At 71.4% G+C, this 26,382-nt stretch carries 22 protein-coding genes; 3 read left to right on the top strand and 19 right to left on the bottom strand.

Annotated elements, in window-relative coordinates; genetic code table 11:
* Positions 1–19: 19 nt before the first annotated feature.
* From nrdR to QFW81_RS03505, 3 genes are all read right to left on the bottom strand, one after another.
* Positions 20–553 (bottom strand): transcriptional regulator NrdR, encoded by a 534-nt coding sequence (gene nrdR / locus QFW81_RS03515; RefSeq protein ID WP_280577183.1) that lies wholly within the window; start codon positions 551–553, stop codon positions 20–22.
* Between the two features lie 70 nt (positions 554–623).
* Positions 624–1,892 (bottom strand): serine hydroxymethyltransferase, encoded by a 1,269-nt coding sequence (gene glyA, locus QFW81_RS03510; RefSeq protein ID WP_280577182.1) that lies wholly within the window; start codon positions 1,890–1,892, stop codon positions 624–626.
* Between the two features lie 133 nt (positions 1,893–2,025).
* Entirely contained in the window at positions 2,026–2,526 is a 501-nt protein-coding gene (locus QFW81_RS03505) for an RcnB family protein (RefSeq protein WP_280577181.1), read from the bottom strand.
* Positions 2,527–2,765: 239 nt separating this feature from the next.
* Here QFW81_RS03505 and ettA point away from each other — a divergent pair, with 239 nt between their 5' ends.
* The 3 genes from ettA (at position 2,766) to pyrF (ending at position 6,112) form a co-directional block, all read left to right on the top strand.
* Entirely contained in the window at positions 2,766–4,430 is a 1,665-nt protein-coding gene (gene ettA / locus QFW81_RS03500; RefSeq protein WP_280577179.1) for an energy-dependent translational throttle protein EttA, read from the top strand.
* Positions 4,431–4,531: 101 nt separating this feature from the next.
* On the top strand, positions 4,532–5,269 hold the full coding sequence (map, locus tag QFW81_RS03495) for a type I methionyl aminopeptidase (protein WP_280577177.1): 738 nt from the start codon (positions 4,532–4,534) through the stop codon (positions 5,267–5,269).
* A gap of 15 nt (positions 5,270–5,284) precedes the next feature.
* Positions 5,285–6,112 carry an orotidine-5'-phosphate decarboxylase gene (gene pyrF / locus QFW81_RS03490; protein ID WP_280577176.1) on the top strand — a complete coding sequence of 276 codons (828 nt, stop codon included), beginning with the start codon at positions 5,285–5,287 and terminating at the stop codon, positions 6,110–6,112.
* Here the strand turns inward: pyrF and pncB are convergent.
* The 16 genes from pncB to QFW81_RS03410 form a co-directional block, all read right to left on the bottom strand.
* Complete coding sequence (gene pncB / locus QFW81_RS03485) at positions 6,096–7,301, bottom strand: nicotinate phosphoribosyltransferase (RefSeq protein ID WP_280577175.1); 1,206 nt, start codon at positions 7,299–7,301, stop codon at positions 6,096–6,098. The two genes, pyrF and pncB, sit on opposite strands and share 17 nt — an antisense overlap.
* Before the next feature lie 150 nt (positions 7,302–7,451).
* Positions 7,452–8,294 carry a glycosyltransferase family 2 protein gene (locus QFW81_RS03480; protein ID WP_280577174.1) on the bottom strand — a complete coding sequence of 281 codons (843 nt, stop codon included), beginning with the start codon at positions 8,292–8,294 and terminating at the stop codon, positions 7,452–7,454.
* Positions 8,294–9,211, bottom strand: a complete 918-nt coding sequence (locus QFW81_RS03475; RefSeq protein WP_280577173.1) for a glycosyltransferase family 2 protein — start codon at positions 9,209–9,211, stop codon at positions 8,294–8,296. Before QFW81_RS03475 ends, QFW81_RS03480 begins: the two co-directional genes overlap by 1 nt.
* Positions 9,212–9,261: 50 nt before the next feature.
* Positions 9,262–11,493 (bottom strand): type II secretion system secretin GspD, encoded by a 2,232-nt coding sequence (gspD, locus tag QFW81_RS03470; RefSeq protein WP_280577172.1) that lies wholly within the window; start codon positions 11,491–11,493, stop codon positions 9,262–9,264.
* 9 nt (positions 11,494–11,502) lie between these two features.
* Positions 11,503–12,333 carry a hypothetical protein gene (locus QFW81_RS03465; RefSeq protein WP_280577171.1) on the bottom strand — a complete coding sequence of 277 codons (831 nt, stop codon included), beginning with the start codon at positions 12,331–12,333 and terminating at the stop codon, positions 11,503–11,505.
* Positions 12,323–12,937, bottom strand: coding sequence for a type II secretion system protein GspM (gspM, locus tag QFW81_RS03460; protein WP_280577170.1), 615 nt, complete (start codon positions 12,935–12,937; stop codon positions 12,323–12,325). The genes QFW81_RS03465 and gspM overlap by 11 nt, the downstream gene beginning before the upstream one ends.
* Positions 12,918–14,111: a PilN domain-containing protein gene (locus QFW81_RS03455; RefSeq protein WP_280577169.1), complete on the bottom strand. Its 1,194-nt coding sequence runs from the start codon at positions 14,109–14,111 to the stop codon at positions 12,918–12,920. Before QFW81_RS03455 ends, gspM begins: the two co-directional genes overlap by 20 nt.
* Complete coding sequence (locus QFW81_RS03450; RefSeq protein WP_280577168.1) at positions 14,108–14,971, bottom strand: type II secretion system minor pseudopilin; 864 nt, start codon at positions 14,969–14,971, stop codon at positions 14,108–14,110. Before QFW81_RS03450 ends, QFW81_RS03455 begins: the two co-directional genes overlap by 4 nt.
* Positions 14,968–15,654, bottom strand: a complete 687-nt coding sequence (locus QFW81_RS03445) for a prepilin-type N-terminal cleavage/methylation domain-containing protein (protein ID WP_280577167.1) — start codon at positions 15,652–15,654, stop codon at positions 14,968–14,970. The genes QFW81_RS03450 and QFW81_RS03445 overlap by 4 nt, the downstream gene beginning before the upstream one ends.
* A gap of 323 nt (positions 15,655–15,977) precedes the next feature.
* Complete coding sequence (xpsI, locus tag QFW81_RS03440; RefSeq protein ID WP_280577166.1) at positions 15,978–16,400, bottom strand: type II secretion system protein XpsI; 423 nt, start codon at positions 16,398–16,400, stop codon at positions 15,978–15,980.
* A 20-nt stretch (positions 16,401–16,420) separates the two neighbouring features.
* Complete coding sequence (xpsH, locus tag QFW81_RS03435; protein ID WP_280577165.1) at positions 16,421–16,873, bottom strand: type II secretion system protein XpsH; 453 nt, start codon at positions 16,871–16,873, stop codon at positions 16,421–16,423.
* A 123-nt stretch (positions 16,874–16,996) separates the two neighbouring features.
* A complete protein-coding gene (gspG, locus tag QFW81_RS03430; RefSeq protein ID WP_280577164.1) occupies positions 16,997–17,398 on the bottom strand; it encodes a type II secretion system major pseudopilin GspG in 402 nt (133 codons plus the stop codon).
* A gap of 390 nt (positions 17,399–17,788) precedes the next feature.
* Positions 17,789–19,006: a type II secretion system protein XpsF gene (gene xpsF / locus QFW81_RS03425; RefSeq protein ID WP_280577163.1), complete on the bottom strand. Its 1,218-nt coding sequence runs from the start codon at positions 19,004–19,006 to the stop codon at positions 17,789–17,791.
* An 85-nt stretch (positions 19,007–19,091) separates the two neighbouring features.
* Entirely contained in the window at positions 19,092–20,822 is a 1,731-nt protein-coding gene (gspE, locus tag QFW81_RS03420) for a type II secretion system ATPase GspE (protein WP_425603972.1), read from the bottom strand.
* 232 nt (positions 20,823–21,054) lie between these two features.
* The gene (locus QFW81_RS03415; protein WP_280577161.1) at positions 21,055–22,995 is read right to left on the bottom strand and encodes a S8 family serine peptidase; all 1,941 of its coding nucleotides are present in this window, start codon (positions 22,993–22,995) and stop codon (positions 21,055–21,057) included.
* 204 nt (positions 22,996–23,199) lie between these two features.
* Positions 23,200–26,382: YadA family autotransporter adhesin (locus QFW81_RS03410; protein ID WP_280577160.1), on the bottom strand; the 3,183-nt coding region annotated here is incomplete at its 5' end.

Raw genomic sequence — 26,382 nt, 5'->3', positions numbered from 1 at the left:
CGGCGCCGGCTGCGGACCGTCAACGCTTCTTGCCCTTGTCCGCGGGCTTGCCGAACGGCACCACCTCGCCACCGAGCAGCGGCAACTGTCCCTCGCCCGGGAGCTCGCGCTCGAGCCGGTCGAGCTCCTCGCGGAAATCGGTGATGTCCTCGAACGAGCGGTACACCGAGGCGAAGCGCACGAAACCGACGTGGTCGAGCTTGCGCAGCTCGGCGATCACGAACTCGCCGATGCGGCGCGACGACACCTCGCGCTCTGTGGTCATGCGCAACTGGTGCACCACGGCGCGCACGGCGGTCTCGATCTGTTCTTCCGACACCGGCCGCTTGTGCAGCGCGCGATCCATGCTGATCCGCAGCTTGCGCGCGTCGAACGGCTCGCGCCGGCCGTCGCCCTTGATGATCACGGGCAGCTTGAGCTCGATCGTCTCCAGCGTGCTGAACCGCTCGCCGCAGGCCTCGCACTCGCGCCGGCGCCGGATCGTCGCGCCGTCCTCGGACGCGCGCGAGTCGATGACCTTGGTGTCCTGGTGCTGGCAGAAAGGGCAATGCATGCGCGTGGCGGGGGCTCAGCCCCCGGCTCCGGAAGACGCTGCGACAGCGACAGGGCGGCTCACGACAGGCCTAGCCGTAGACGGGGAACTGCTGGCACTGGGCCGTCACCGCCTCGCGCACGCGCGCCAGCACGGCCTCGTCTTCCGGCGCGTCGAGCACGTCGCAGATCCAGTGCGCCAGCTGCGCGCAATCGGCCTCGCCATAGCCTCGGGTGGTGACCGCCGGGGTGCCGATGCGCAGGCCCGAGGTCACGAACGGCTTCTGCGGGTCGTTGGGCACCGCGTTCTTGTTGACGGTGATGTGCGCCTTGCCCAGCGCTTCCTCGGCCGCCTTGCCGGTGATCGGCTTGCCGATCATGTCCACCAGCATCAGGTGGTTCTCGGTGCCGCCGGAGACGATCCTGTAGCCGCGCTCGACGATCACCTTCGCCATCGCCTGCGCGTTCCTGACCACCTGCTGCTGATAGGCCTTGAACTCCGGCTCCAGCGCTTCCTTGAACGCGACCGCCTTGGCCGCGATCACGTGCATCAGCGGGCCGCCCTGGATGCCGGGAAAGACGATCGACTGCAGCTTCTTGGCCAGATCGTCGAACCGGTCGCCCGCACCCTTGCGGCTGGCCACGATGATCCCGCCACGCGGGCCGCGCAGGGTCTTGTGGGTGGTGGACGTGACCACGTGCGCGTGCGGCACCGGCGTGGGATACACGCCCGCCGCGACCAGGCCGGCCACGTGCGCCATGTCCACGAACAGCAGCGCGCCGACCTCGTCGGCGATGGCGCGGAAGCGCGCCCAGTCGATCTTCTGCGAATAGGCGCTGAAGCCGGCCACGACCATCTTCGGCCGGTGCTCCACCGCGAGCCGCTCGACCTCGTCGTAGTCGATCAGGCCCTGGTCGTCGACCCCGTACTGCACCGCGTTGAACAGCTTGCCCGAGGCGTTGACCTTGGCCCCGTGGGTGAGGTGGCCCCCGTGCGCCAGCGACATGCCGAGGATGGTGTCGCCCGGCTGCAGCAGGGCGAAATACACCGCCTGGTTGGCCTGGGAGCCCGAATGCGGCTGGACGTTGGCGTAATCGGCATCGAACAGCTGCTTGAGCCGATCGATGGCGAGCTGCTCGGCCACGTCCACATACTCGCAACCGCCGTAGTAGCGCTTGCCCGGGTAGCCCTCGGCGTACTTGTTGGTCAGCTGGCTGCCCTGGGCCTCCATCACCCGCGGGCTGCAGTAGTTCTCCGACGCGATCAGCTCGACGTGGTCCTCCTGGCGGCGCGTCTCCGACGCGATCGCCGCGGCGAGTTCGGGGTCGTAGCCTTCGATACGGGCATCGCGCGGGAACATCGGCACTCCGGGGCGTGGGGACCGGTCGATTGTACCGTCCGGACCCGCCGCGGCGGGCGCCGGGCCAAGCCCGGACACGGAAAAGGCGCGCCGGGTGGCACGCCTTTCCGTGGAACCCGCGGGATGACCGGTCCTAGCGCAGGATCAGGTCCGCGATCAGACCGGTGGCGATGGCGACCAGCAGGTAGTCGCCGTAGTCGTCGCGCATCCAGCGGTAGCCGCGCGGCGGGTGGCGCAGGCCGTAGCCGCGGTAATCGTTCACCACGTAGATCGGGCGCTGGTAGTGGTGGATGTAGCCGCCCCGGGCCCAGCGCGGCGGTCCGGCGTAACGCGGCGCCGGGTGGTAGTGGCGGACGACGGGCCGGTGGTGGACCACCCGCACCGGGGGACGGTAGTGGGCGTAGTCGCGCCGGTCGTGGCGGCGGTCGTGGCGATAGCCTCGGCGATCGTCGCGCCGGACCTGGCGGTGGTCGCGCCGGTCGTCCCGCCGGTGCTCGCGGTGATCCCGCCGGTGCTCGCGGCGGTCGTGGTCGCGGTGGCCATGGCCGCGCCGGTCGTTGTCGGCCATCGCCGGTGCAGCGACGGTCGCCAGTGCCAGGGCCAGTGCGGTGCCCCAGGTGAGCTTCAGGTTCATGTGGTCGGTCTCCAGGTCCGCGCCCTCCGCTCCCGGACGGCGTGGGACCGACTATCGGCCGGGCGCGCTGAATCGGACCTCCCTGCAAACGTTTGCAACGCGTCGGCGCTCACGCCTGTTTAACGCCTGCTCAGGCCGGCCCGACCTGCGCGAACCGCTATAATCCGTCTATCCCGAGCCACCTCCCGCCGGTCCGCGCGCCAAGCGCGGGTCTCGGCCGCGCGCAATCCGGAGTCCGCATGTCGTCGCAGTACATCTACACCATGAACCGCGTGTCCAAGGTCGTTCCGCCGAAGCGGCAGATCATCAAGGACATCTCGCTCTCGTTCTACCCCGGCGCCAAGATCGGCCTGCTGGGCCTGAACGGCGCCGGCAAGTCCACGGTGCTCAAGATCATGGCCGGCGTGGACACCGACTTCGAGGGCGAGGCCCGGCCGCAGCCCGGCACGAAGGTCGGCTACCTGGAGCAGGAGCCGCAGCTCGATCCCGAGATGACCGTGCGCGAGGCGGTCGAGGAAGGCGTGGGCGAGGTGCTGCAGGCGCAGGCGCGGCTGGACGAGGTCTACGCCGCCTACGCCGAGGAAGGCGCCGACTTCGACGCGCTGGCCAAGGAGCAGGAGCGGCTGGAGGCGATCCTCGCCGCCGGCGACGCGCATACCCTGGAAAACCAGCTGGAAGTCGCGGCCGACGCGCTGCGCCTGCCGCCGTGGGACGCGGTGATCGGCAAGCTCTCCGGCGGCGAGAAGCGCCGCGTCGCGCTGTGCCGCCTGCTGCTGCAGAAGCCGGACATGCTGCTGCTCGACGAGCCCACCAACCACCTCGACGCCGAGTCGGTGGAATGGCTGGAGCAGTTCCTGGCCCGCTACACCGGCACCGTGGTGGCCGTCACCCACGACCGCTACTTCCTCGACAACGCCGCCGAATGGATCCTCGAACTCGACCGCGGCCGCGGCATCCCGTGGAAGGGCAACTACACCCAGTGGCTGACGCAGAAGGACGAGCGGCTGAAGCAGGAAGACAACCAGGAGAAGGCGCGCCAGAAGGCGATCCAGAAGGAACTGGAATGGTCGCGGCAGAACGCCAAGGGCGGCCGCTCCAAGGGCAAGGCGCGCCTGTCGCGCCTGGAAGAGCTGCAGTCGGTCGACTACCAGCGCCGCAACGAGACCAACGAGATCTTCATCCCGCCGGGCGAGCGCCTGGGCAACTCGGTGATCGAGTTCAGGAACGTCAGCAAGCGCTTCGGCGAACGGCTGCTGATCGACGATCTGTCGATGATCGTGCCGCCGGGCGCCATCGTCGGCATCATCGGCCCCAACGGCGCCGGCAAGTCGACCCTGTTCAAGATGATCACCGGGCAGGAGAAGCCGGACTCGGGCCAGATCCTGATGGGCCCGACCGTGAAGCTGGCCTACGTCGACCAGAGCCGCGACGCGCTGGAAGGCGACAAGACCGTGTTCGAGGAAGTGTCCGGCGGCCTGGACATCCTCGACATCAACGGCGTGGAGATCCAGTCGCGCGCCTACATCGGACGCTTCAACTTCAAGGGCCAGGACCAGCAGAAGCGCGTGGCCGCGCTGTCGGGCGGCGAGCGCGGCCGCCTGCACATGGCCAAGACCCTGCTGCAGGGCGGCAACGTGCTGCTGCTCGACGAACCGTCCAACGACCTCGACATCGAGACCCTGCGCGCGCTCGAGGATGCGCTGCTCGAGTTCCCCGGCAACACCTTCGTGATCTCGCACGACCGCTGGTTCCTGGACCGGATCGCCACCCACATCCTGTCGTTCGAAGGCGACTCGCACGTGGAGTTCTTCCAGGGCAACTACCGCGAGTACGAGGAAGACAAGAAGCGGCGCATGGGCGACGATGCCGGTCCGAAGCGGCTGCGCTTCAAGGCGTTGAAGTGACGATGCGACCGGCAGCCGGCGCTTGACCGCGCACGCGGCCGCGATCCAATAAACCGTCCCACCGCCGCACCGCGATACCTGCACGCCACGAGGCCACGCCGATGACCATCGAACACGCCAGCGAACTCGAAGGGCTGCGCCGCGCCGGATCCCTGGTCGCGGCGATCCTGGCCGGGATGCGCGCGGCGGCCGTGCCCGGCGTGCGGACGCGCGAACTCGACGCGCTGGGCGCGGACTGGCTCCGCGCGGCGGGCGCGCGGTCGGCGCCGCAGCTGACCTACGACTTCCCGGGCGCGACCTGCATCAGCGTCGGCCGGATCTTCGCGCACGGCATCCCCGACGACACCGTGCTGCGCGAGGGCGACCTGGTCAACATCGACGTGTCGGCCGAACTCGACGGCTATTTCGCCGACACCGGTGCGAGCTTCGTGGTCGGCGCCGCATCGCCCCCGCAGCAGCGCCTGCTCGCGGCGACGCTGGAGGCGCGCGATGCCGCGATCGCGCAGCTGCGCGCCGGCGAGCGCATCAACGGCATCGGGCGAACGATCGAGTCGGTCGCCGCGCGCCGCGGCCTGCGGGTGATCCGCAACCTCGGCAGCCACGGCGTGGGCCGCGCGCTGCACGAAGCGCCCGGCCAGATTCCGGGCCACTACGATCCACGCGACGGGCGCCGCCTGCACGAGGGCATGGTGATCACCGTGGAGCCGTTCCTGGCCAGCCACGCCACCCTGGCCGAGGAGGCAGACGACGGCTGGTCGCTGTATTGCCGCCGCGGCTTCGCCGCCCAGTTCGAGCACACGGTGGTGGTCACGTCCGGCGAGCCGGTCGTGGTCACCTGACGTCGGAGGCACGCCATGGACTTCGTCCGCAAACTACGCGATCGCTGGCAGCAGGCCGACACCCTGCTCTGCGTGGGCCTCGACCCGGACCCGGCGCGCTTCCCCGAATCGCTGGGCGCCGCCGGCGAAGACGTCGCGGACAGTCTGTTCGCGTTCTGCCGCGCCATCGCCGACGCCACCGCCGGGTACGCCTGCGCGTTCAAGCCCCAGATCGCCTATTTCGCCGCGCACAATGGCGGCGAGGCCGCGCTGCAGCGGCTGATCGCGCATCTCAATGGCGCACATCCCGATATTCCCGTGATCCTCGACGCCAAGCGCGGGGACATCGGCAGCACCGCCGCGCAGTACGCGGTCGAGGCGTTCGACCGCTTCGGTGCCGACGCGGTCACCCTCAACCCCTACATGGGGCGCGACTCCGCCGCGCCGTTCCTGCAGCGCAACGACCGCGGCTGCATCTTCCTGTGCCACACCTCCAACCCCGGCGCCCGCGATTTCCAGGAGCTGCGGGTCGATGGCGAGCCGCTGTACCAGCGCGTCGCGCGCACGATCGCGGGAGAGTGGAATGGCGGCGGCAACTGCGCGCTGGTCGTCGGAGCGACCTTCCCGGAAGAACTGAAGGTGATCCGCGGGATCGTCGGCGACATGCCGCTGCTGATTCCCGGCGTCGGTGCGCAGGGCGGCGACGTCGAGGCGGTGGTGCGCAACGGCGCGACGGCCGACGGCACCGGGCTGATGATCAATTCCTCGCGCGGAATCCTCTACGCCTCGTCCGGCGAGGGCTACGCGGAAGCAGCGGCGGACGCGGCGAAGTCGCTGCGCGACGGGATCAACCGCTTCCGCTGACCGCCGGATCCGGCGACGGCACCTCGAACACCTGCCGCAGGTAGGCGAGATACCCGGGGTCGTCGCACATCGTCTTGCCGGGCGTGTCGCTGAGCTTGGCCACGGGTTGGCCGTTGCAGCGGACCATCTTCATCACGATGCTCACCGGCGCCGGCCCCAGGTCGTTGGTGAGGTTGGTGCCGACACCGAACGACATCAGGCAGCGACCGCGGAAATGCGCGTACAGGCGCATCACCTCGTCGATGTCGAGGCCGTCGCTGAAGACCAGCACCTTGCCGCGCGGATCGACCCTGTGCGCCGCCAGGTGGGCGATCATCCGCTCGCCCCACGCCACCGGATCGCCGGAGTCGTGGCGCATGCCGTCGAACAGCTTGCAGAAGTACATGTCGAAGTCGCGCAGGAACGCGTCCAGCCCGATCACGTCGGTCAGCGCGATGCCCAGGTCGCCGCGGTACTCGCGCGCCCAGCCCTCGAACGCGGCCACCTGCGAATCGCGCAGCCGCGGCCCGAGCGCCTGCCAGGCCTGCAGCCATTCGTGCGCCATCGTGCCCTGCGCCACCAGGCCGTGCCGGCGCGCGAGGTCGACGTTGCTGGTGCCGGCGAACTTCTCGCCCAGGCCGGCGACCAGGCGCGGGATCAACGCGTCGTGCCAGGCGCGCGACCAGCGCCGGCGGGTGCCGAAGTCGGTGATGCGGCAGTCCTCGAAGCCGACCGCGTCGTTGATCCGGTCGAGCTTGGCCTGCAGCCGGCGCAGCCCTTCCGCCTCGTCCGGCGCGCCGACGGTGTCGCGGAAGTGCACCTCGTTGACGATCGCCAGCAGCGGCACCTCGAACAGGATCGTGTGCAGCCACGGGCCCTTCACTTCCAGTTCGATCGCGCCGGGCTCGCTGTCCGAGGCGCGCAGCGACACGTACTTGCGCTGCAGCCGGAACAGGGCGAGGAAATCGACGAAGTCGGGCTTGAAGAAGCGCAGCCCGCGCAGGTAGGCGAATTCGTCGTCGGAGAGCCGCAGGGTGCAGAGCGCGTCGATCTCGGCCGCGATCGCGTCGACATGGTGCGCCAGGTCGATGCCCGGCGTACGGCAGCGGAAGCGGTATTCCGCATGCGCGCCGGGATGCTGGTGCAGCACGGCCTGCATCATCGTGAACTTGTACAGGTCGGTGTCGAGCAGGGACCGGATCACGGGCATCGATGGCTCCTTTCCAGCGCCGACCCGTCGGCGCGAGGTCATTGTGTCATCGCGCGCAACGTGCGGCACTGCGCATGCCCTCCGCCGCTACGTGCGTGCGCGGTGCCTGCGTACGGGCACCTGGATCCGGCATTCCGCGCATCCCCGTGGTCAAGCGGACTTCAGCTTGCGTGCGACCGCCAGCGGAAACCGCAGCCAGATCGCGCACCAGACCATGGCGCGCGCCGGCCACGCCAGCCGTGCGGATTCGAACTTGCGGAAATAGCGCCACAGGCCGCGGTGCTTGTGCCATTCCACGAACACGGGCCGCGAGCGGCTTGACACGCCGCGCAGGTGCAGCACGCGCACGTCGTTGGCGGCCGCCACCACCGCGCCTGCCGCGCGCGCGCGCCGGCACAGGTCGAGGTCCTCGGCATGCAGGCGGTACGCCTCGTCGAATCCACCGATGCGCTCGAACAGGCCGCGCGGCATCAGCATCAGCGCGCCGGATACGGCGTCGACCGGCTGCAGCGCCTGTCCGTCTTGCGGCGCCACGCCCAGCTCACGCGCGCCGCGTTCGCGCAGCATCGCCGCGAACGCCGGGTCGCGACGCCGGGCGGCACCGTCGCGGCGGCCCTCCTCGTCGACCAGGTCCGCGCCGAGCAGGCAGTCGCCGTCGATCGCCGCGGCATGCGCGCGCAGTCGCGAGAGCGCGTCGGGTTCGAGCAGGCAGTCGGGATTGACGAACGCCAGCCACGGCGCGTCGCTGGCGCGCGCGCCCTGGTTGCAGGCCACCGAGAAACCGGGATTGTCCGGATTGCCGATGAAGCGCACCCGCGGATCGACCGAAGCCTGGCGCTGCACGGCCTCGAGCGTGCCGTCGGTCGACCCGTTGTCCACCACCCGGATCTGGGCGACGCCCTCCGCTGCACGCAAGCGCGCCAGGCAGGCGTCGATCGTGTCGATGCTCTGGTAGCTCACCACCACCGCGGCGATCCCGGACGGCGACGGCATCAGGCGCCATCCTCCTGCGCCGCCACACCGGCAGAAGGCAGTCGCGGTCCGCTGCCATCGCGTTCACCGTCGTCGCCGGCCCTGTCGGGAAACAGGTCCCGCTGCCGCTGCGGGCCGTCAGCGGCTTCGTACAGCTGCATGAGCCGCTCGCGCTGGTCGCGCAGCGGGTCCTGCATCAGGATGGTGGCCAGGCGCGCATGCCAGGTCGGCCACCGCGCCGCGAGCGCGTCCATGTCGCCCTCGGCCGCACCCCCTTCGCTGCCACGCGCGACGAACGCGGTCTCGCACAGCACATTGCGCCAGCCCAGGCCCGCCAGGCGCAGCGACAGGTCGATCAGCGCGGCGTACCAGGACCCGTAGCTCTGGACGTCGAGTCCGCCGGCCTTGCGCCGCGCGCTGCCGCGCAGGATCACCGCATGCGCCACCGCGGCCGGCAGTTCCGGATGCAGCGGCGGCATCGCCGCGCACGCGCGCGCCAGCCGCGCGGGATCGTCGGGCATCGGCGCGATCTCGCCGATCCGTGGCCAGGCCGCGACCTCGCCGGCGTTGCACCAGGGGGTCGCGCTCGCGATCGCGGCATCGCGCGCGAAGCACGCTGCCAGTTGCGTCGCCCAGCCCGGCGCAGAAACCGCATCGGCCGCCAGCACGATCACGTCGGCATCGCCGCAGGCGGCCAGCATCTGGTCCACGTGCGCCACTTCGCCCACGCGGCGGTCGCGCCGGGTGTAGTCCGCCTGCAGCCGTGTCGTCGCCAGCCAGCGTTCGATGATCGCCAGGCCGCGCGGCCCGGCCTGGGCATCGTCGGCCAGCCACACGCGGGTACCGGCCGGCATGCCCGCATCGAGCGCGGCCAGGCAGGCGTCGAGCGCATCGTCGTCGGTGCCCACAGGCAACAGGACGACCGGCAGTTCAGCCATTGCGATGTCCTGCTGCCGTCTCGACCGCCATCGGGCGCATGCACGCGAGCTCAGTCGTTCGCGCGGTGCAGCGGCTCCATGGCGCGGAACCGGCGGCTGTATTCGTCGGTCAGCGTGCGGGCTTCGTTGACGTCACGGATGATGGTCGGCGTGAGCAGGATGATCACCTCCGTGCGCGCGGTGCTCGACGTCTGCCTTCCGAACAGACCGCCCAGCACGGGAATGCGGCTCAGGCCCGGGAATCCCGCCGAACCGCGGCCGACCTGATCCCGGATAAGTCCGGCGAGCATGACCGTATCGCCGCTACGCACCGCGGCTTCGGTCTTCATCTTGCGCGTATCGATGCGGACGTTGCCGTTCTCGTCGGCAGTGGCCTGATCCCCCGGCGTGCTGACTTCCTGGACGATGTCGAGGAACACCATGCCGTCGCTGGTCACGCGCGGACGCACATTGAGGATCGTGCCGGTTTCCAGGTACTGCACCGAGGTGAAGCTGTTGTCGCTGCCGAGGATCGGATTGACGCTGACGGTGGAGATCGGAATCCGGCTGCCGACGTTGAGCGTGGCTTCGGCGTTGTTGCGGGTCATGATCGAGGGCGACTGCAGCACCCGCAGGTCGGTGACCTCGTCGAGCGCGCTGATGATGGCCGCGGCATTGCGACCCAGGAACGTCCAGGACAGCCCGCTGCCCACACTTCCCGTCGTCGAGCCCGTGACATTGCCTGCGATGGCGCTCCACGTCGTACGCCCCTCCGCCGATGGCAGCCCGGCGTCCGTCACCGCGCGCTCGAAGAACCAGTTCACGCCATAGCGCAGGTCGCCCTCCAGCACGACCTCGGCGATCTGCGCCTCGATGTGCACCTGCAGCGGCATCACGTCCAGCCGCTCCACCACTTCCCGGATCGACTTCCACGCCGACGGCGTGGTGCGCACCAGCAGCGCATTGGTTTCGTCGAGCGCGGAGACGCCCACGCGATCGCCCTCGACCTCCAGCGTCACGCCGCTGGCTCCGCCACGATCAGGGTTCAGGGAGAGCGATCCTCCGCCGCCGAGGCCGCCGCCGCTGCCGCCGCCGCCCGCGTCGTCGAACGACCCCATGTCCCCCATCGAATCGCCGCCGCCGACCTTGCCGTCGTCGCCGAACGGGCCGCCACCGCTGCCGATCGTGGCGGGGCTCAGGCCCGGCATCAGCGAGCCGCCGGTGTCGTTGCCGCCGCCGCGGCCGCTGCTGCCGCCGAAGACCTCGGACAGGCGCTGGGCGAGGTCGCGCGCCTTGATGTACTTGAGTTCGTACGAATACAGCCGCGCGCCGGCGCCGGCGCTGTCGATGCGCTCCAGCCAGTCCTGGATGTCGTCGAGGTAGTCGGGCTGCGGCGTGATCACCAGCACCGCGTTCGCGCCTTCCAGCGGCATGAAGCGGAACATGCCCGCGACCGGCGACTTGCTCTGCTCGCCGAACACCTTCTCCAGGTCCGCCACCACGCGCGTGGCCTTGCCGGTCTGCAGCGGGAACACGCCCACCGACATGCCCGACAGCCAGTCGACGTCGAAGATCTCGATCGTGCGCAGGTAGTTCTCCAGTTCCACCCGCGAACCGGAGACGGTGATCGTGTTGCGGCCGTTGTCGACCGCGACGATCGCGTTGGGCCGTGCGTAGGGCTTGAGCACCTTCTCCATCTCGGTGGCGGAGATGAAGCGCAGCGGCACCACCCGCACCTCGAAGCCGCGCGCGGCCATCGCGCCGCCGGTACGCGGGGCGACGTTGCCCGACGGCAGCGCGGTATCGCCCGGCACGATCTGGTACATGCCGCCGCTGTAGACCATGCGCGCGTTGTTGTCGGCCAGGGCGCGCTCGAGCAGCATGTAGGCCTGCGCCGGGCTCACCGTGCGCGGCGTGGCCAGGGTGACCGTGCCCTGCACGCCCGGGGCGATGGTGTAGTTCTGGCCGAGCATGTCGCCCAGGATCGCCTTGACCACTGCGTGCAGCGGCTCACCCTCGAAATTGAACGAAGCCTCGCCGCTGCTGCCGCCGAGGTTGGGCGGCGGCGCGGCCGCGGCCCCCTGGTTGATCACCTGGCCGGTGCCGCGGCGGATCTGGGCGCGCGGGCCCTCGTCGTCTTCCAGCGGCTCGGCCTGGATGGCGTCCCCGGCGGCGGTGCCGGCCGGCACCGGAGGCCGCTGCTGGCCACGCGAGAGCGTGGGTGGCGGCATCGACGCGCAGGCGGCCAGCACGATGGACAGGAAGGCGGCGAGCGCGGAACGGCTGGAGGTTCGGAAGGTCATCGGCTCAGTCTATTGGGTCTGGTTGGCGCGCTGGTTCGAGCGCGTCGCATCTTCCTGCCGCAGGCGCGCACGGCGCTCCTCGATCCGGCGCCGGATCATCTCCACCTGCTCCTGCGCCGCCTGCTGCTGCGCCGCGCTGTCGACCGCGGCATCGGCTTCGGGCCCGGTCGCATCGGCGGACTCGCTCGATGCGTCGCCCTGAGGGCGGGGCGCCTGCGCTCCGCCGGTGGCGCGCGCGCCGGCATCCCGGCGGGGGTCGGCCACGGCCGCCGGGCCGGAATCGGCGCCGGCGACGCTCGCCTCGGGCGCGGACATCGGCGTCGGCGCCTGTCCTCCGACGCCGTCGAACACCCGCAGTTCCAGCGCCTGCTCGCCCTCGGGGCCGGCGAACACAGCCCGCCGCGCCTCCACCGACTGCAGCACCCAGCCCGGTGCGGCGTCGGGCGCGCTGCCCTGGCGCACGCGGACCGGATCGCCCCCTTCGGTGGGCTGCAGGATCACCAGCTGCAGGTCCGGCGTGCGCATCACGCTGGTGAGCACGTAGTCGAAACCGTTGCCGGTGTCGCCCGCCTCGGCCATCGGATCGATCACGAAGGGCTGCGGGCGCCGGTTGTCGGTGAACAGCGGGCGCCCGGCGATGTCGCCGTACCGGGCCAGCGGATCGAGGCGCTCGGGCGCCGCCGGCGCCGGCGTCGGCAGCGGCGACTGCAGCGAGGGATCGTCGTCGAGCCGATCGATGCTGCCGCCCATGCCGAACATCGCCAGCACCCAGGCGCACAGCGCCCAGCCGGCGATCGCGGCATACAGCCAGGTACGCGCGCCTGCGTCCTCAGCGCGCACCCGGCGCTCCCGCTGCTGGCGCCGGCTGCAGATAGCCGTAGAGGTCGAAGCTCACGTCCACCCCGCCGCCGCTGCCCTGATTGCCGCTGAACTGGTAGCGCTGGGCGAGGATGTTGAGGTTGTCGACGAACAGCCGCGGCGATCCACTTTCCAGCGAATGCAGCACCGCCGCGAGTTCGGGATTGCCGCAGGTCAGGCGCACCTGCACGGTGGCGCGCGGGAAGCGTTCCTGGCGCGCGTCGTTCATCGGCTGGCGGTTGGTGATCGCGCAGCTGCGGTTGCCCGGACTGGCCTGCAGCACCGCCTGTTCCAGCCGCTGCACGAGGGCCGACGTGGCCAGCTGCACGTTGGCCTCGGCCATGAAGCCCGGTGCGCTGCCGGCCGCGGCACGCGCGGCCTCGAGCCGTTCGGCCACCTGCGGGGCCTGGGCGAGTTCCATGCGCGCGCGCAGGTCGCGTTCGCGCAGGGCGTCGATGCGCGCGTTGGTGTCCAGCAGCGGCGCCGTCCACCACGGGTGCACCAGCACCAGGTAGGCGAGCGCGAGCACGCCGGCGAGGATCGCCAGCGCCAGCCAGCGGTCGCGGCTAGAGATTTCCGGCTGCATCGGCCGCCTCCGCGTTCGGGGCCGCAGGCGCGTTGCCGGCGGGCGCGGTGACCAGGGTGGCGGTCAGGGTGAAGCGGTCCATGCGCGTGCGCGGATCGGGCTGCAGCGCGCCGGCCAGCGCCGGCGCGGTCCACAGCGGCGAGCCCTGCAGACGCCCGACCAGGGCCGAGGCCTCGCTGCTCAGTCCGATCAGCAGCACCCGGTCGCCCTCGATCGACAGCTTTTCCAGGTAGGTGTCGTCGGGCAGGCGCCGCGCGAGTTCGTCCATCACCTCGACCATGGTCGGCGTACCCGCGCGCGCGGCCTGCAGGAAAGCGCCGCCCTCGACCAGGTCCAGCAGCCGGCGCTTCTCCAGCGACGCGCCACGCGCCTGGCGCACGGCCTCATCGACCTGCTCCGCGAACACCCCGGCCGCCGCCTCGCGGTTGGCCAGCATCTGCCACATGGCGGCGGACAGGGCCGCGGCCGCGACCAGCAGCAGCACGGCGTTGCGCCGGCGCCAGGGGTCCTCGCGCCGGTGCCGGCGCGCATCGCCCATCAGGTTGACCCCGAGCGGCTGCCCGGCGGCATCGGCCGCATCCACGCCGACCACGGTGGAGGCCAGCGGGCCGAGGCCGCCCAGGGCCGCGTCGAGGGTCGCCTTCGGCACCACTACCAGCTCCACCTCGAGCTGGTCGTCGCCGCGGCGGGCCAGCACCCGCGCGTCGTAGCTGACGTCGGCGGCGGTGAAGGGCGTCTGGCGGTCGATCTCGAAGCCGAGCACCTCGCGCAACCGTTCGCCGGCCGCGGCCGGCAGCGTGAGCCGGCGACGCAGAATCGTGGCAGCCGGCAGCACCAGCCAGCGCGGCACGTCGGCCACGCGCGGGGCGAGCAGCGTGGACAGCGGATCGCGACCGTCGTCGGCCAGCGCCGCCACCGGGATGCCGGCCAGCGGGCGGACGTCGTCGCCTCGCCACAGCGCCAGCTGCAGCTCGGCGCCCGCGCGCCGCAGCAGCAGGCGTCGCGGGGTGAGTTCGAACAGGTCGCGCACGCGCGCCGGCAGGCAACTGGCCAGCGCGCCGGTCCACCACGCCAGAAAGCCGCGCACGCGCGGGCGCAGGCTCCCTTCGACACGGCGAAATCCGCCGCGCAGGCCGGTCGCGGCCGGTGCGGATTGTTCGACGACGGCCCTCATCGCGGCGACGCGCCTTCCTCCCATCTCAAGACGGTGAACGCCGACCCGGGCAAGCCACTGGGCCCGAGCCGGACCACGGCGCGCAGGACGGATTCGCGCCCGTCCCTGAGCCGCGCACGGCTGTCGATACTATACGTGCCGCTGCCGGCACCCACGAACGACGGATCGCCCGGCTGCGGTGGACGTTCACGCTGGGCCAGCACCGGCTCGGCGTCGATCCCCATCGCCGCCAGCACCTCGGCGGTCGCGAACCGCGTATCCGGGATCGGCAGGCCGCTGTGGATGGTCAGGTGCGGCGCCAGCGCCGCGTACAGGGCCGGCGTCATGCCCAGCACCTGCTCGACCTCGCCCACGGTCTCGAACGGCGCGTCCTTCGCGCCCCAGGGCAGGCCGGCGGCGGCGTACTGCGGGTCTTCGGCGCCGCCCATGGGCTGGGTGAGGTCGTCGGCATCGCGCCAGTCGACGACCGCCGCGGCTACCGCATCGGCCTGCTCCGGTTCCGCCCCGGTCACGCGCATCAGTGCCGACAGGGTGGCGGCCTCGACGGCGTTGAGGTCGAGCTTGCCCGACTCGTCGATGATCCGCACCTCCACCTGCGCGCCGGCGAACGCCCAGGAATAGGTGCGGCCATCCGGCAGCCACTGCAGGCGCGGGTCGGGGTGGGACACGCGGGTGGCGGCGTACTCCACGCCGGCGCGCGCGGCCTGGGTGGCGACCAGCGAGCTGCCGAGCGTACGGCCCTGCATGTATTCGGTCTGCGCGGTCATCGCGAATGCGCCGATCAGCGCCGCCAGCAGCGCCACCAGCCACAGCACCAGGATCAGCGCGGCCCCGCGCGTGCGCCCGTTCGCAGCGTTCACGGCACCATGCCTCCCATCTGCTGCGGCAGGCTCACCACCAGCGGCGGCCAGACGCCACCGCTGCGGCTGGACAGTTCCAGCGAGACCTGCAGCGGCAGCGCATCGACCTGCTCCCAGCGGTCGGTCCATTCGCCGAGCTGGCCATCCTCGCCCAGGCCGCGGTAGCGGAAGCGCGCCTGCGCCAGATCGGGCACCAGAGGTTCCGGCGGACGCGCGTCGCGCGCCTCGATCGTGCCGCCGGCCACGGCCATCGTGAACGCGACCGCGAGCATCGGGCCGCCCTCGCCGTCGAGCACCGCGATATCGTGCAGGTGCGGCCCGCCGCGGCCCAGGTAGTTCGGCAGGTCGGCCACGAAGCGGACGCGGTCGGGATCGCCGATGAAGCGCACCATGCGGCCGCTGTCCTCTTCGATCGCGAACGCGATCGGGGTGGCCGACGCCAGCCGGCGACGCAGGAAGCCTTCGACCGCGCGCATGCGCTCGGTGCGCTCGGCCAGCCGTTCGCCGCGGTCGACGGTGGCCGTGGCCGCGCGCAGGGTCGCAAATCCGAGCGCCAGCCCGGCGGCCAGCAGGGTGGTCGCCAGCAGGATCTCGATCAGCGTGAATCCGCGCTGCCGTGCACGTATCCGCTGCGCACCAATGATGCCGTCGCCACGGCTGACACCAGGGAATGGCCCGCGCACACCGCACTTCGGCTGCCGTGTACTCGCCCCCCGCACGCCAATGACGCCGTCGCCACGGCTGACACCAGCGACTGGCCCGCGCGTAGAACTGTCCAACTGCCGCGCACTCGACCGCGCCACACTTGGGATGTCATCGCCACGGCTGGCATCGGCGATCGACTTCCGCGCATCGCGCGTCGGCCGGTCGCGCATGCGCTCGGAGCCAGCGCGCCCGTGGCCACGCGTCCCGCTCGCGGACAGTCGCGGACTCACGACAGCGCCGCTGCCGCACGCGCCTGCATCGGCGAACGCGCCTCCTCCACGCTGGCCGCGCCACCACCGCCTCACCCCGACACCCCCGATGGATCGGGCTGCACCAGTCGCAGCGATTCGAGCTGCATGCGCTCGCGCGGTGTGCCGTCGCCCCACTGCACCTGCAGCAGCAGGTGCAGCAGCTGCGGCGCGAACGGATCGACCGGCTGCCCAGGCGGACGGGCGCGATCCACGTAGGGCTCCACGTCGAGCCGCCAGCGGTAGCGGCCGTCTTCGAACGTGCCGTCCCGCGTGCCGGGCACGAGCACTTCGCCCACGCCCACCTCGTCCAGCAGCGACTGCGCATGCAGCGCCGCGCGCGCACTGTCGGCCGACCACCGCACCTGGCGCACGCCGCCCGACAGCGTGCCCAGCAGCAGCGTGAGCGCCAGCCCCAGCACCGCGAATGCAACGATGATCTCCAGCAGGGTGTATCCCCGCTGCGCACCATGCATGTGCGGGCCATGCCGGCGGTTCACCGCGCCACCTCGCCACGCCGCAACGTCACCTCGCCGGTCAACCAGGCGACGTCGACATTCCACGCCGCGTCGCGCAGGCTCAACTGCACGCGTCCGCCGGTGGACGCGCCGTCGCCGAAGAACACGATCGCGCCCACACCAGCCGTGGGCTGCACTTCGCGCGCGCCGGTGAACGTCACGTCGACTTCGCCCGGCAGTTCGCCCGCCCGTCCGTCCGCGCCCTGCCACGTCCGCGCCGCGGGATCGACCAGAACCTGTTGCGGCACGCCGGTGGCGATCGCATGGGCGCGCGCGAACCGCAGCTGCGCCGCCATGTCCTTCGCACCCGAGCGCAACGCCATGCGATCGAATCCGCCGGTCAGCACGCCCGCGGCCAGCAGGCCGGTGGCGGCGATCAACGCCATTACCAGCAGCATTTCAAGCAGCGAGAAGCCGCGCTGCCCGGTCATGCAGGATCCAGGCGCAGACGCCTGCACTCCGCGGTGGCCGCCCGCAACGCCCGGTCGCAGGAGGCCGATGCGGATGCCGGGGCGCGGGCGGGCGCGCATGTGGCGAACGCGTCCGCGGGGCCGCTAGTCGTTGCGCAGGTCGGCGTCGACGCTGTCGCCGCCGGGCTTGCGATCGGCGCCGTAGCTGACGATGTCGAACGGCTTGCCGTCGCCAGGGGCGCGATATTCGAACGCGGTATTCCACGGATCGCGCAGCTCGGACTCCTTGGCATACGGACCGAGCCAGCCGACCGCACCGCCCGGCTGCACCACCAGCTGGTCGAGCGTGGCGGGCAGCGAACCGGTATCCATCTCGAACTGGTGCACCTTCTCGGCCAGCGTCTGCACCTGCGCCTCGGCCAGCCGCACGCGCGCGCGGTCGCCGCCGCCCAGGATGCGCGTGGCCGCGAACGCGACGATGCCGCCGATCAGCACCACCACCAGGATGATCTCGATCAGACTGAATCCGCGCTGCCGTGCGCTCACCGCCTTGCCTGCATTGAGGCCGGCGCCGCGCCGCGCGGTTCCCACCAACGTCGCGCCAACGATGCCGTCGCCACGGCCGACTCCGATCACTCGCCCGCCGACCGCATTTCCGCATTGCCGTCCACGGGTCGAGGCCCCACCAGGGAGGCGCACGCGGCTCTCGGCAGGCCGCTCCTTGGATTCGCCAACGACTACGCCCGCATGCCCAACACCCGTCCCGAGCCCGCACCCCTTGCGATCCTGTCGCGGACACCGCGCGGCGGCACCAGCCGACGACACAATGGCCCCACCCCGCACCTGCCACTTCCGATTCCGCATCTGCCTGTCCTCCAATCCTGGGTCGCGGCCCGCATCATCGCCCGCCGCGCATGAATCCATCTTCCGGTCGCGTCACCCGATCACGTTGGTCAGGTCGTAGATCGGTACCAGTACCGCCAGGATCACGACCATGACCACCAGCGCCAGCAGCATCGTGATCGCCGGCACCAGTGCCGCCAGCAGGCGGTCGAGCGCCTGGCCGGTCTCCTGCTCGAAGGTGTCGGCGGTCTTGAGCAGCATGGTATCCAGCGCACCTGATTCCTCGCCCACCTGCACCATCTGCAGCGCCAGGCGTGGGAAACGCTTGCCGCGCGCCAGCGCGGCCGACAGCCCGACGCCGTTCTTCACCTCTTCCGCAGCTGCTTCGACATCGGCGGCGAGCACCCGGTTCCCGACCACGGTGCGGCCGATCCCCAGCGCGGCCATCAGCGGCACGCCGTTGCGCAGCAGGGTACCCAGGGTCCGCGCCAGGCGCGCGGTCTCCAGGCGCGCCGCCATCGTGCCCACCAGCTTGCGCCGCAGCAGCCAGCCGTCGAACCGGGTGCGGAACACGGGGTCGCGCAGGCGCCGGTCGAGCCACCACAGCGCCAGCCCCGGCACTACCAGCAGCACGATCCACCAGTCGCGCACGAACAGGCCCAGCGCCAGCACGATCTTGGTGAACAGCGGCAGCGGCGCGTCGAGGCTTTCGTACATCGCCGCGAACTGCGGCACCACGTAGCCGAGCAGGAACATCAGCGACAGCGTGACCATCACCACCAGGATCGCCGGGTAGATCAGGGCGTTGATCACCCGGCCGCGCAGCAGCCGGCTGCGCTCGAGGTAGTCGGCCAGGCGCTGCAGGGTCTCCTCCAGGCTGCCGCCCGCCTCGCCGGCGCGCACCATGTTGATGTACAGGCGCGAGAACGTGCCGTGCTGGCGCTCGAGCGCGGTCGACAGCGCGGTCCCGCTGCGCACCGCGTCGCGCACCTCCACGATGGTGCGCCGGGCGGCCGGCTCCTCCGGAAGCTCCAGCAGGATGGTGAGCGCACGGTCGAGCGGCTGCCCGGCGCCGAGCAGGGTCGCCAGCTGCTGGGTGAACTGCACCAGACGCTGGCCGGCGAACGGCTTGGCCTGGAACAGCGTGCGCCAGGTTGCCGCGCCGCCACCCTCGCTGGCCAGGCGCGCTTCCACGGGCAGGTGTCCGAGTTCCTGCAGGCGCAGCGCGACCTCGCTGTCGCTGGCCGCTTCCATCTGGCCATCGAGCGTCTCGCCGCGCGCGTTGAGCGCCTTGTAGCGGTAGAGGGGCATGACTCGGCTCAGTCGCTCCCGCGCCGATCGTCATGCGCGCAGCCGCTGGCATCACGAGCGGAAGCCTGACCGGACCGGATCGCGCTCATGCCTCTTCCGTCACCCGCAGGACTTCCTCGATCGTGGTCACGCCGGCCAGGGCCTTGGCGATGCCGTCCTCGTACATGGTGCGCATGCCGTGCTGGCGCGCGAGCTGTTCGAGCTCGCCCATGCCGGCGTGGCGCATCACCGCGCGACGCAACTCGTCGTTCATCACCAGGAATTCGAGGATCGTGGTGCGCCCGAGGTAGCCGGTCGGCGCGATCGCCGAGCCGCGCGGCCGGTACAGGAAGATCTCCCCGTGCGGCTGAAGGCGGCGCAGGCCGAACTTCTCGATCTCCTCCGGGGAGGCCGGGTATTTCTCGGCATGGGTCGGCTCCAGCCGCCGCACCAGGCGCTGGGCGAGGATGCCGTTCACGGTGGAGGTCAGCAGGTAATCCTCGACGCCCATGTCGAGCATGCGGGTGATGCCGCCGGCAGCGTTGTTGGTGTGCAGCGTGCTGAGCACGAGGTGGCCGGTGAGCGCGGACTGGATCGCGATGCGAGCGGTCTCCAGGTCGCGCATCTCGCCGATCATGATGATGTCCGGGTCCTGGCGCACGATGCTGCGCAGCGCATGGGCGAAGTCGAGCCCGATCTGCGGCTTGGCCTGGATCTGGTTGATGCCCTCGATCTGGTATTCGACCGGGTCCTCGACCGTGATGATCTTCACGTCCGGCGTGTTGAGCTTGCTCAGCGCCGTGTACAGCGTGGTGGTCTTGCCCGAGCCGGTCGGGCCGGTGACCAGCAGGATGCCGTGCGGCTGCTCCAGCACTTTCTGGAACTGCGGCAGGAAGGCATCGGTGAAGCCGAGCCGGTGGAAATCGAACACCACCGTCTCGCGGTCGAGCAGGCGCATCACCACGCTCTCCCCGTGCGCGGTGGGCACCGTGCTCACGCGCAGGTCGAGCTCCTTGCCCTGCACCCGCAGCATGATGCGGCCGTCCTGCGGCAGGCGTCGCTCGGCGATGTTGAGCTTGGCCATGATCTTGATGCGGCTGATCACCGCCGCGGTCAGGTTCGCCGGCGGGCTCTCGCCGTCCTCGAGCACGCCGTCGATGCGGTAGCGCACCTTGAGCCGGTTCTCGAACGGTTCGATGTGGATGTCGGACGCGCGCAGTTCCACCGCGCGCTGGATCACCAGGTTCACCAGCCGGATCACCGGCGCCTCGGAGGCGAGGTCGCGCAGGTGTTCGACGTCGTCCATGTCGCCGCCGCCCTCGCCGTCGGCGGTCTCGATGATCGCGCCCATCGCGCTGCGGCCCTGGCCGTGCCAGCGCTCGACCAGGTCGTCGATCTCCGAGCGCAGGCCGACCACCGGCTGCACCTCGCAGCCCGTCGCCAGGCGCACGGCATCGAGCGCGTAATCGTCATGCGGATCGGCCATCAGCAGCGCCAGCCGGCCGCGGCTCTCGCCGATCGGGCACAGGTGGAACTGCTTGAGGAAGCGCGCACTCAGCGGCTGCGCGTCGGGTAGCAGCTCGGGCGGCTCGGCCGGCAGATCCTTGGTCGCGACCAGGCGCAGCCCGAGCGCACGCGCGCAGGCCTCGGCGTGGTCGCGTTCGGACACCAGGCCGAGCCGGGACAGCAGCTGCAGGATCGCGCCGCCGGTTTCCTCCTGCAGGCGTCGCGCCCGGACGAGGTCCACGTCCTTGAGCTGCTGCCGGGCGAGCAGTTCGGCGAGGATGCGGTCTTCCGCCGTCTGGGCCTCGGGCTCGCTGGCGACCGGGTCGGGAATCGCGTTCACGCAGGGACTTCCGTCGGGGGCCCCGACTTTACCAGCTTGGCCGGCGGCGCTGGCCCGACGCCGGCGGGCGGGCGCGGAAAACCGTTCCGCCGCACCACGACATTCATCACGTATGCAGGCGCGGCGCGCCATCCGCCGTGATCTCCGTTCGCTGCACCGCCCGCACGCCGGCCAAGAAAAAAGCCCCGGCCGATGGCCGGGGCTTCGTTCACGCCGATGCCGCTCAGTTGTGGCGGGCGATCATGCGCACGTTGCTGTAGGCACGGGTGGCGACGAGCTTGACGTAGTACGTGCCCGCCTCCGGCGCGTTGATGCGCACCGTCTCGTTGTTGCCGGGACGCGCGGAGCGATAGTCGTACGCGTCAGCCGTCGGCTCCTCGTCGAGGCTGACCAGCACGGTGACGTCGCCGCTGCCGCCCTGCGTGGTGATGCTCAGCGGGCCCGACGCGCCTGCCGGCACCTCGATGCTGTACAGGGTTTCGCTGCCGGCGGTGCCCGACAGGCGGGTGACCGGCACGCCGTTGACGACCGGGGTCGCATCCGGCGCGCAATCGACTTCGCACGGCGGTTCGATCGCCTTGGCCACCGCGGCGGCGGCATTGACGATACCCGGACCGATCGGCTGAGAGGCGGACGGGGCCACCGTGAACGGCGTGGCCGTGTCCTGCAGGATGTCGAGCACTTCGGCCGGCGTCAGCAGCGGCAGCTCGGCATCCAGCCGGGCGCCCTGCATCAGGGCGATCACGCCCGCCACGTGCGGCGCGGCCTGCGAGGTGCCGGCCGACCCGCCGTAGCCACCATTGGAGCCGTCCGGCGCGATCTCGTCGGCAGGCATCGGGGTGGTGTCGCTGGGATTGACCGCCTGCCAGATGAAGCCGTCGTAGATCTGCGTGCCGCCGCTGCCGTCGTTGGCGTAGACGCCGCCGCCCGGCGCGGCGATCTCGATTCCGTCGCCGTAATTGGAGTAGTACGCGCGGCGGCTGGTCACGCCGTTGGAGGCCACCGTGACCACGCCCGGGCAGTTGCCGGGGGAATAGCCTGAGGTGTTGGCGTTCTGGTTGCCGGCGGCCACCACGACCACCGCGCCCAGCGCATTGGCCTGCGCGATGGCGTCGGCCTCGTACGCGGAGCACTCGCCCGCGCCGCCGAGGCTGAGGTTGATCACGTGCGCCGGGTTCTCGTTCATCGGCACGCCTTCCACTTCGCCACCGGCCGCCCAGACGATGGCGTCGGAGATGTCGGTGTCGTAGCCGCCGCAGTGGCCGAGCACGCGCACCGGCAGCACGTTGGCGTTGTAGGCCACGCCGGTCATGCCGACGCTGTTGTCGGTGGCCTGCGCGCCGGCGGTGCCGGCCACGTGGGTGCCGTGCCAGGAGCTGTAGCGCTGCTGGCAGGTCTCCGCGCCCGGATAGCCGATGGTCCAGTCGCCCAGGTCCCAGCCGCCGGGGACGCGGTCGTCGGTGTCGCGGCCGGAGACGAAGGCGTCGGAGATGAAGTCGTAGCCGGCATCGGCCAGCGAGGTGTCGACGTCGGGGTGCGCGCTGATGCCGGTGTCGAGCACGGCGATGGTGACGCCGTTGCCGTCGGCCAGGTCCCACGCCGCCGACACGTTCGCGCCGCCGCGGTTGGGGCCGCCATCGAAGGTCGCGCCGCCGTCGGGGGCACGCATGTGCCACTGGTATTCCTCGAACAGCGGATCGTTCGGCACGTAGGCCGGCTGCACGCCGGGCATGCGCACGGCCTGGCGCGCGATCTGGCGCAGGCGATCGGGACGCACCGAGACCACGTTCGGATCGGCCTTGAGCTGGCGCAGCAGGGCGTCGGCCTCGACCCGGTCGAGGCTGCGCGAAACCTTGATCAGGTGCTGCCCGGTGGCGAGCTTGCGCAGGTGGGTGGCGCTGGCGGCACGGGTCTTGGCCAGGCCCGAGCGCGACAGGGCGCGGGTCACGTTCGCGGCGGCCGCGCTGCGGTCGGTCTTCTCGCGCGCGCCATCGCGGTATTCCACGACGAAGCGATGGAACAGCTGCTGGTCGCCGAGCGACGCCGACAGCGCGGTGGTGTCGGTGGCGAACTTGGCCTTCTTGCCGGCGGTGGCGCCGGTGGCGCCGATGGCCGCGATCACGGCAACTGCAAGGGTGCAGGGGAGGATGTTGCGCTTGCTCATGGAATGCCCTCTCTGGCTACATGGGTCGACTCGCACATGGACGGCACGTTCAACGAAACGAGCGCACCGCGAAAACCGTCTGCTGCAATGGATCTGTGGTTCTAGCCGGTTCCCGCGGGAGACGGATGCGCATGCGCGCGCCGCGGGGACCGTGTTTCGTGTCGCACAGGGCAGGCACGCGCGGTGCCTGCCCCGTGCGCTGGATCACCAGCCGAAGCCGGCGCCGACGCCCACCGACTTCTCGTCGCCGCTGAACGCACCGCCCACGGTGATCGTGGCCCGGTCGCTGAGCGCGCGCTGGTAGCCCAGCGACAGCGCGCTCTCGCCACCCTGGAAGCCGAGACCGACGCCGACCCGGTTCTGGGTGCGGATGCCGGCCGCGCTGGTCGCCATGTTCAGCATCGCCGCGCCCATCGCGCCCTGGCGGTCGATGCGGCGGTCCTGGTCGGTGAATCGCCGCTCGAGCTCGCCCTGGTAGGCCGAGAAGCTGTCGGACCAGGCGTCGAACCGCTGGTCGGTGTAGGCGTTGGCGGTATTCACCGCCTCCGTGGCGGTGGATTCCAGCTGGGCGACGTTGACCGCGTCGGTGGCCTGGGTCCCGGCCGCGACATTGGTCACCTGGCGCTCGTTGCCCGCGCTGCCCACCGACACGGTGTTGGCGCGGTCGGCGACCGAGCCCTGGCCGAGCGCGACCGATCCTTCCGCGCTGGCGACGGCACCGTCGCCGATCGCGGTGGCGGTCGGCTGGGTCGCGGACGCACCCGCACCTACCGCGGTGGCGGTGGCCGGGGTCTCGACCACCGGCCCGTTCGCGCCTCCGCTCGCCACGCTGCCGGCACCGGAAGTCGCATTACCACCGGCGTTGCCGCCATCGCCGAGGCGACGCCCACTCGCCGCCGTGGAAGCGGTCGAGGCCGTGGCCGACGAACCCTCAAGGGCCGTGAGGCGTCCATCGATCAGGCTGATCTGCGCATCCACCGCACCGAAGGCATCGCCGACGCTGAAGTAGGTGCTGCCCTGGATCATGAACGCCGGCGCCGAGAGCGTGCCGAACGCGGTGACCTCGCTGCCGCCGCCGATGACCTGGGCGGCGCTGTCGAGCGCGTCGTACATCTGCCCACCGGTGACCGCGTCCGTGCTGCCGAGCGCGACCTGGCCGTTGGCGACGTTGGTGATCTGGCGTTCGCTGCCTTCGCTGCCCACCGACACGCTGTCGGCACGGTCCGCGATCGAGCCCTGGCCCAGCGCGACGCTGTTGTCGGCCTCCGCCAGCGCGCCTTCGCCGACCGCCACCGCGCCGGCCGAGAGTGCCGCACTGCCCGTCCCCACCGCCACCGCGCCGGCCTGGTCGGCCACCGCGTTGAAACCGACTGCCGTGCTGCCGTCGGCAAGGGCGAACGCACCGCTGCCGTAGGCGGACGCGCCCTCACCTTCGGCCGTGGCCGATTCGCCCGACGCGGTCGCGTAGTCACCGTCGACATACGCAGCGTTGTCGCTGTCGGCTCCGCCCGACGCGGCGAAGTAGCGCGTGTCCCCGGTGGCCGCTTCCAACTGGCCGACCGTGGCCGCGTCGCTGGCCGCCACGCCATCGCTGACGTTGACGATGCGGCGCGTGGCCGGATGCGTGCCGCCGGTTCCGTTGCCCACCGACACCACGTTGGCCTCCGTCGCCCGCGCACCCGCGCCCAGCGCGACGCTGCTGGCACCGTTGGCCCAGGCATTGAGGCCGACCGCGGTCGCATTCACGCCTGCGCCGTAGACATACGAATCGCGACCGATCGCAGTGCCGCCGGCGGCCGTCGCCCAGGCCAGCTGGCCCACGGACGTGGCGTTGTCGGCCGACGACCGGGACGAGCCGCCAATGGCGGTGGTATTGAGCCCGCTCGCGCTGGCGCTGGTGCCGAGGGCCGCGCTGGCGTTGCCGCTGGCGGTCGCGGTGTTCCCGACCGCCGTGGCGTTGAGGCCGCTGGCCGTGGACGAGATGCCGACCGCGGTCGTACGGGTATTGCTTGCCGCGGCGTCATAGCCGAGCGCGGTCGAGAACTCGCCGGTGGCCTCGGCAAAGCCGCCCAGGCTCGTGGTCGCGGTGCCGGACGCCACGCTGCTGTAGCCGATCGCGCTGGCCTGCAGTCCGTCGGCAGTGGCCGCCGCGCCGGTCGCGGTGCTGAACGCACCGTTGGCCTGCGCACCGGCGCCGTACGCGCTCGCGCCCACTTCCGATGCGGTCGTGGTCTGGTCCAGCAGCACCTCGCCCGTGTCCGGGTCCTCGTAGTACAGGCTGCCGCCCACTGCCGTGGCGCCATCGGCCACCGCGGTCGCGTTGTAGCCCGACGCCGTCGCGTTCTGGCCTTCGGCATACGCGCCGCTGCCGTAGGCCGAGGCGCCGTCGCCATAGGCGTTCGCCGCTTCGCCCGAGGCGGTGGCGTACGCGCCTTCCGCGTACGCACCCACGTCGTCGCTCGGATCGGCATCGTTGCCGGTCGCCTGGAAGTAGCGGTTGCTTGCCGTCGCCTCCTCCAGCTGCCCCAGGTTCACCGCGTCGGTCGTTTCCGTCGCCGCGGCCACGTTGGTGATCTGGCGCTCCTCACCCGCCGCGCCCACCGACACCGTGTTGTCGCGGTCGGCTTCCGAACCGGCGCCCAGCGCCACGCTGTTGCCCGCGCTCGCCCAGCTGCCCGCGCCCAGCGCGGTGCTGTCTTCGCCCTCGGCCGTGCTGAAGTTGCCCAGCGCGGTGGCGTTGGTGCCCGTCGCCCATGCACCCGCACCCACCGCCGTCGCGTAATCGCCCGAGGCTTCGGTCGGGAAGAACCCGCCCAGCGAGCTGCCGCCCACCGCCACGCTCTCCGCGCCCGTCGCCAGGGCCGCCTGGCCCACCGCCAGGCTGTCGTCGCCCGAGGCCACGCTGTCGGCGCCCAGCGCCGTGGCGTTGAACCCCGATGCCGCGCTCCAGCTGCCCACCGAGGTGCTGTTGAACCCCGACGCCTCCGCACGGCCGCCCACCGCCGTGGCGTAGTCGTCCGAGGCCGAGGCCAGGGCGCCGAACGCCGAGGACTCGCTGCCCGAGGCCACGCTCTCGGCACCGGCCGCCGTGGCCAGCTCGCCCGTGGCTTCGGCGAACGCGCCGACCGCGGTCGCTTCCACGCCGCTCGCCGTCGACAGCGCGCCCGTGGCCGTGGCGCCTTCGCCGCTGGCCACCGCCGCTGCGCCCGAGGCGGTCGAGGCGAAGCCTTCGGCCAGGCTCTCGCTGCCGACCGCCGTCGCGTACTCGGCCAGTGCCGCGCTGCTCGCGCCCACCGCCAGCGCGCTGGCCTGGTCGGACACCGCGTTGAAGCCCACCGCCGTGCTGGTCTCGGCCAGCGCGAACGCGCCGCTGCCGTAGGCCGAGGC

The sequence above is a fragment of the Luteimonas kalidii genome (genome assembly GCF_029887935.1).
Lineage (GTDB): Bacteria > Pseudomonadota > Gammaproteobacteria > Xanthomonadales > Xanthomonadaceae > Luteimonas > Luteimonas kalidii.
The sequence above is the reverse complement of the archived record's forward strand: the minus strand, read 5'-3'. Positions and strand labels throughout refer to the sequence as shown.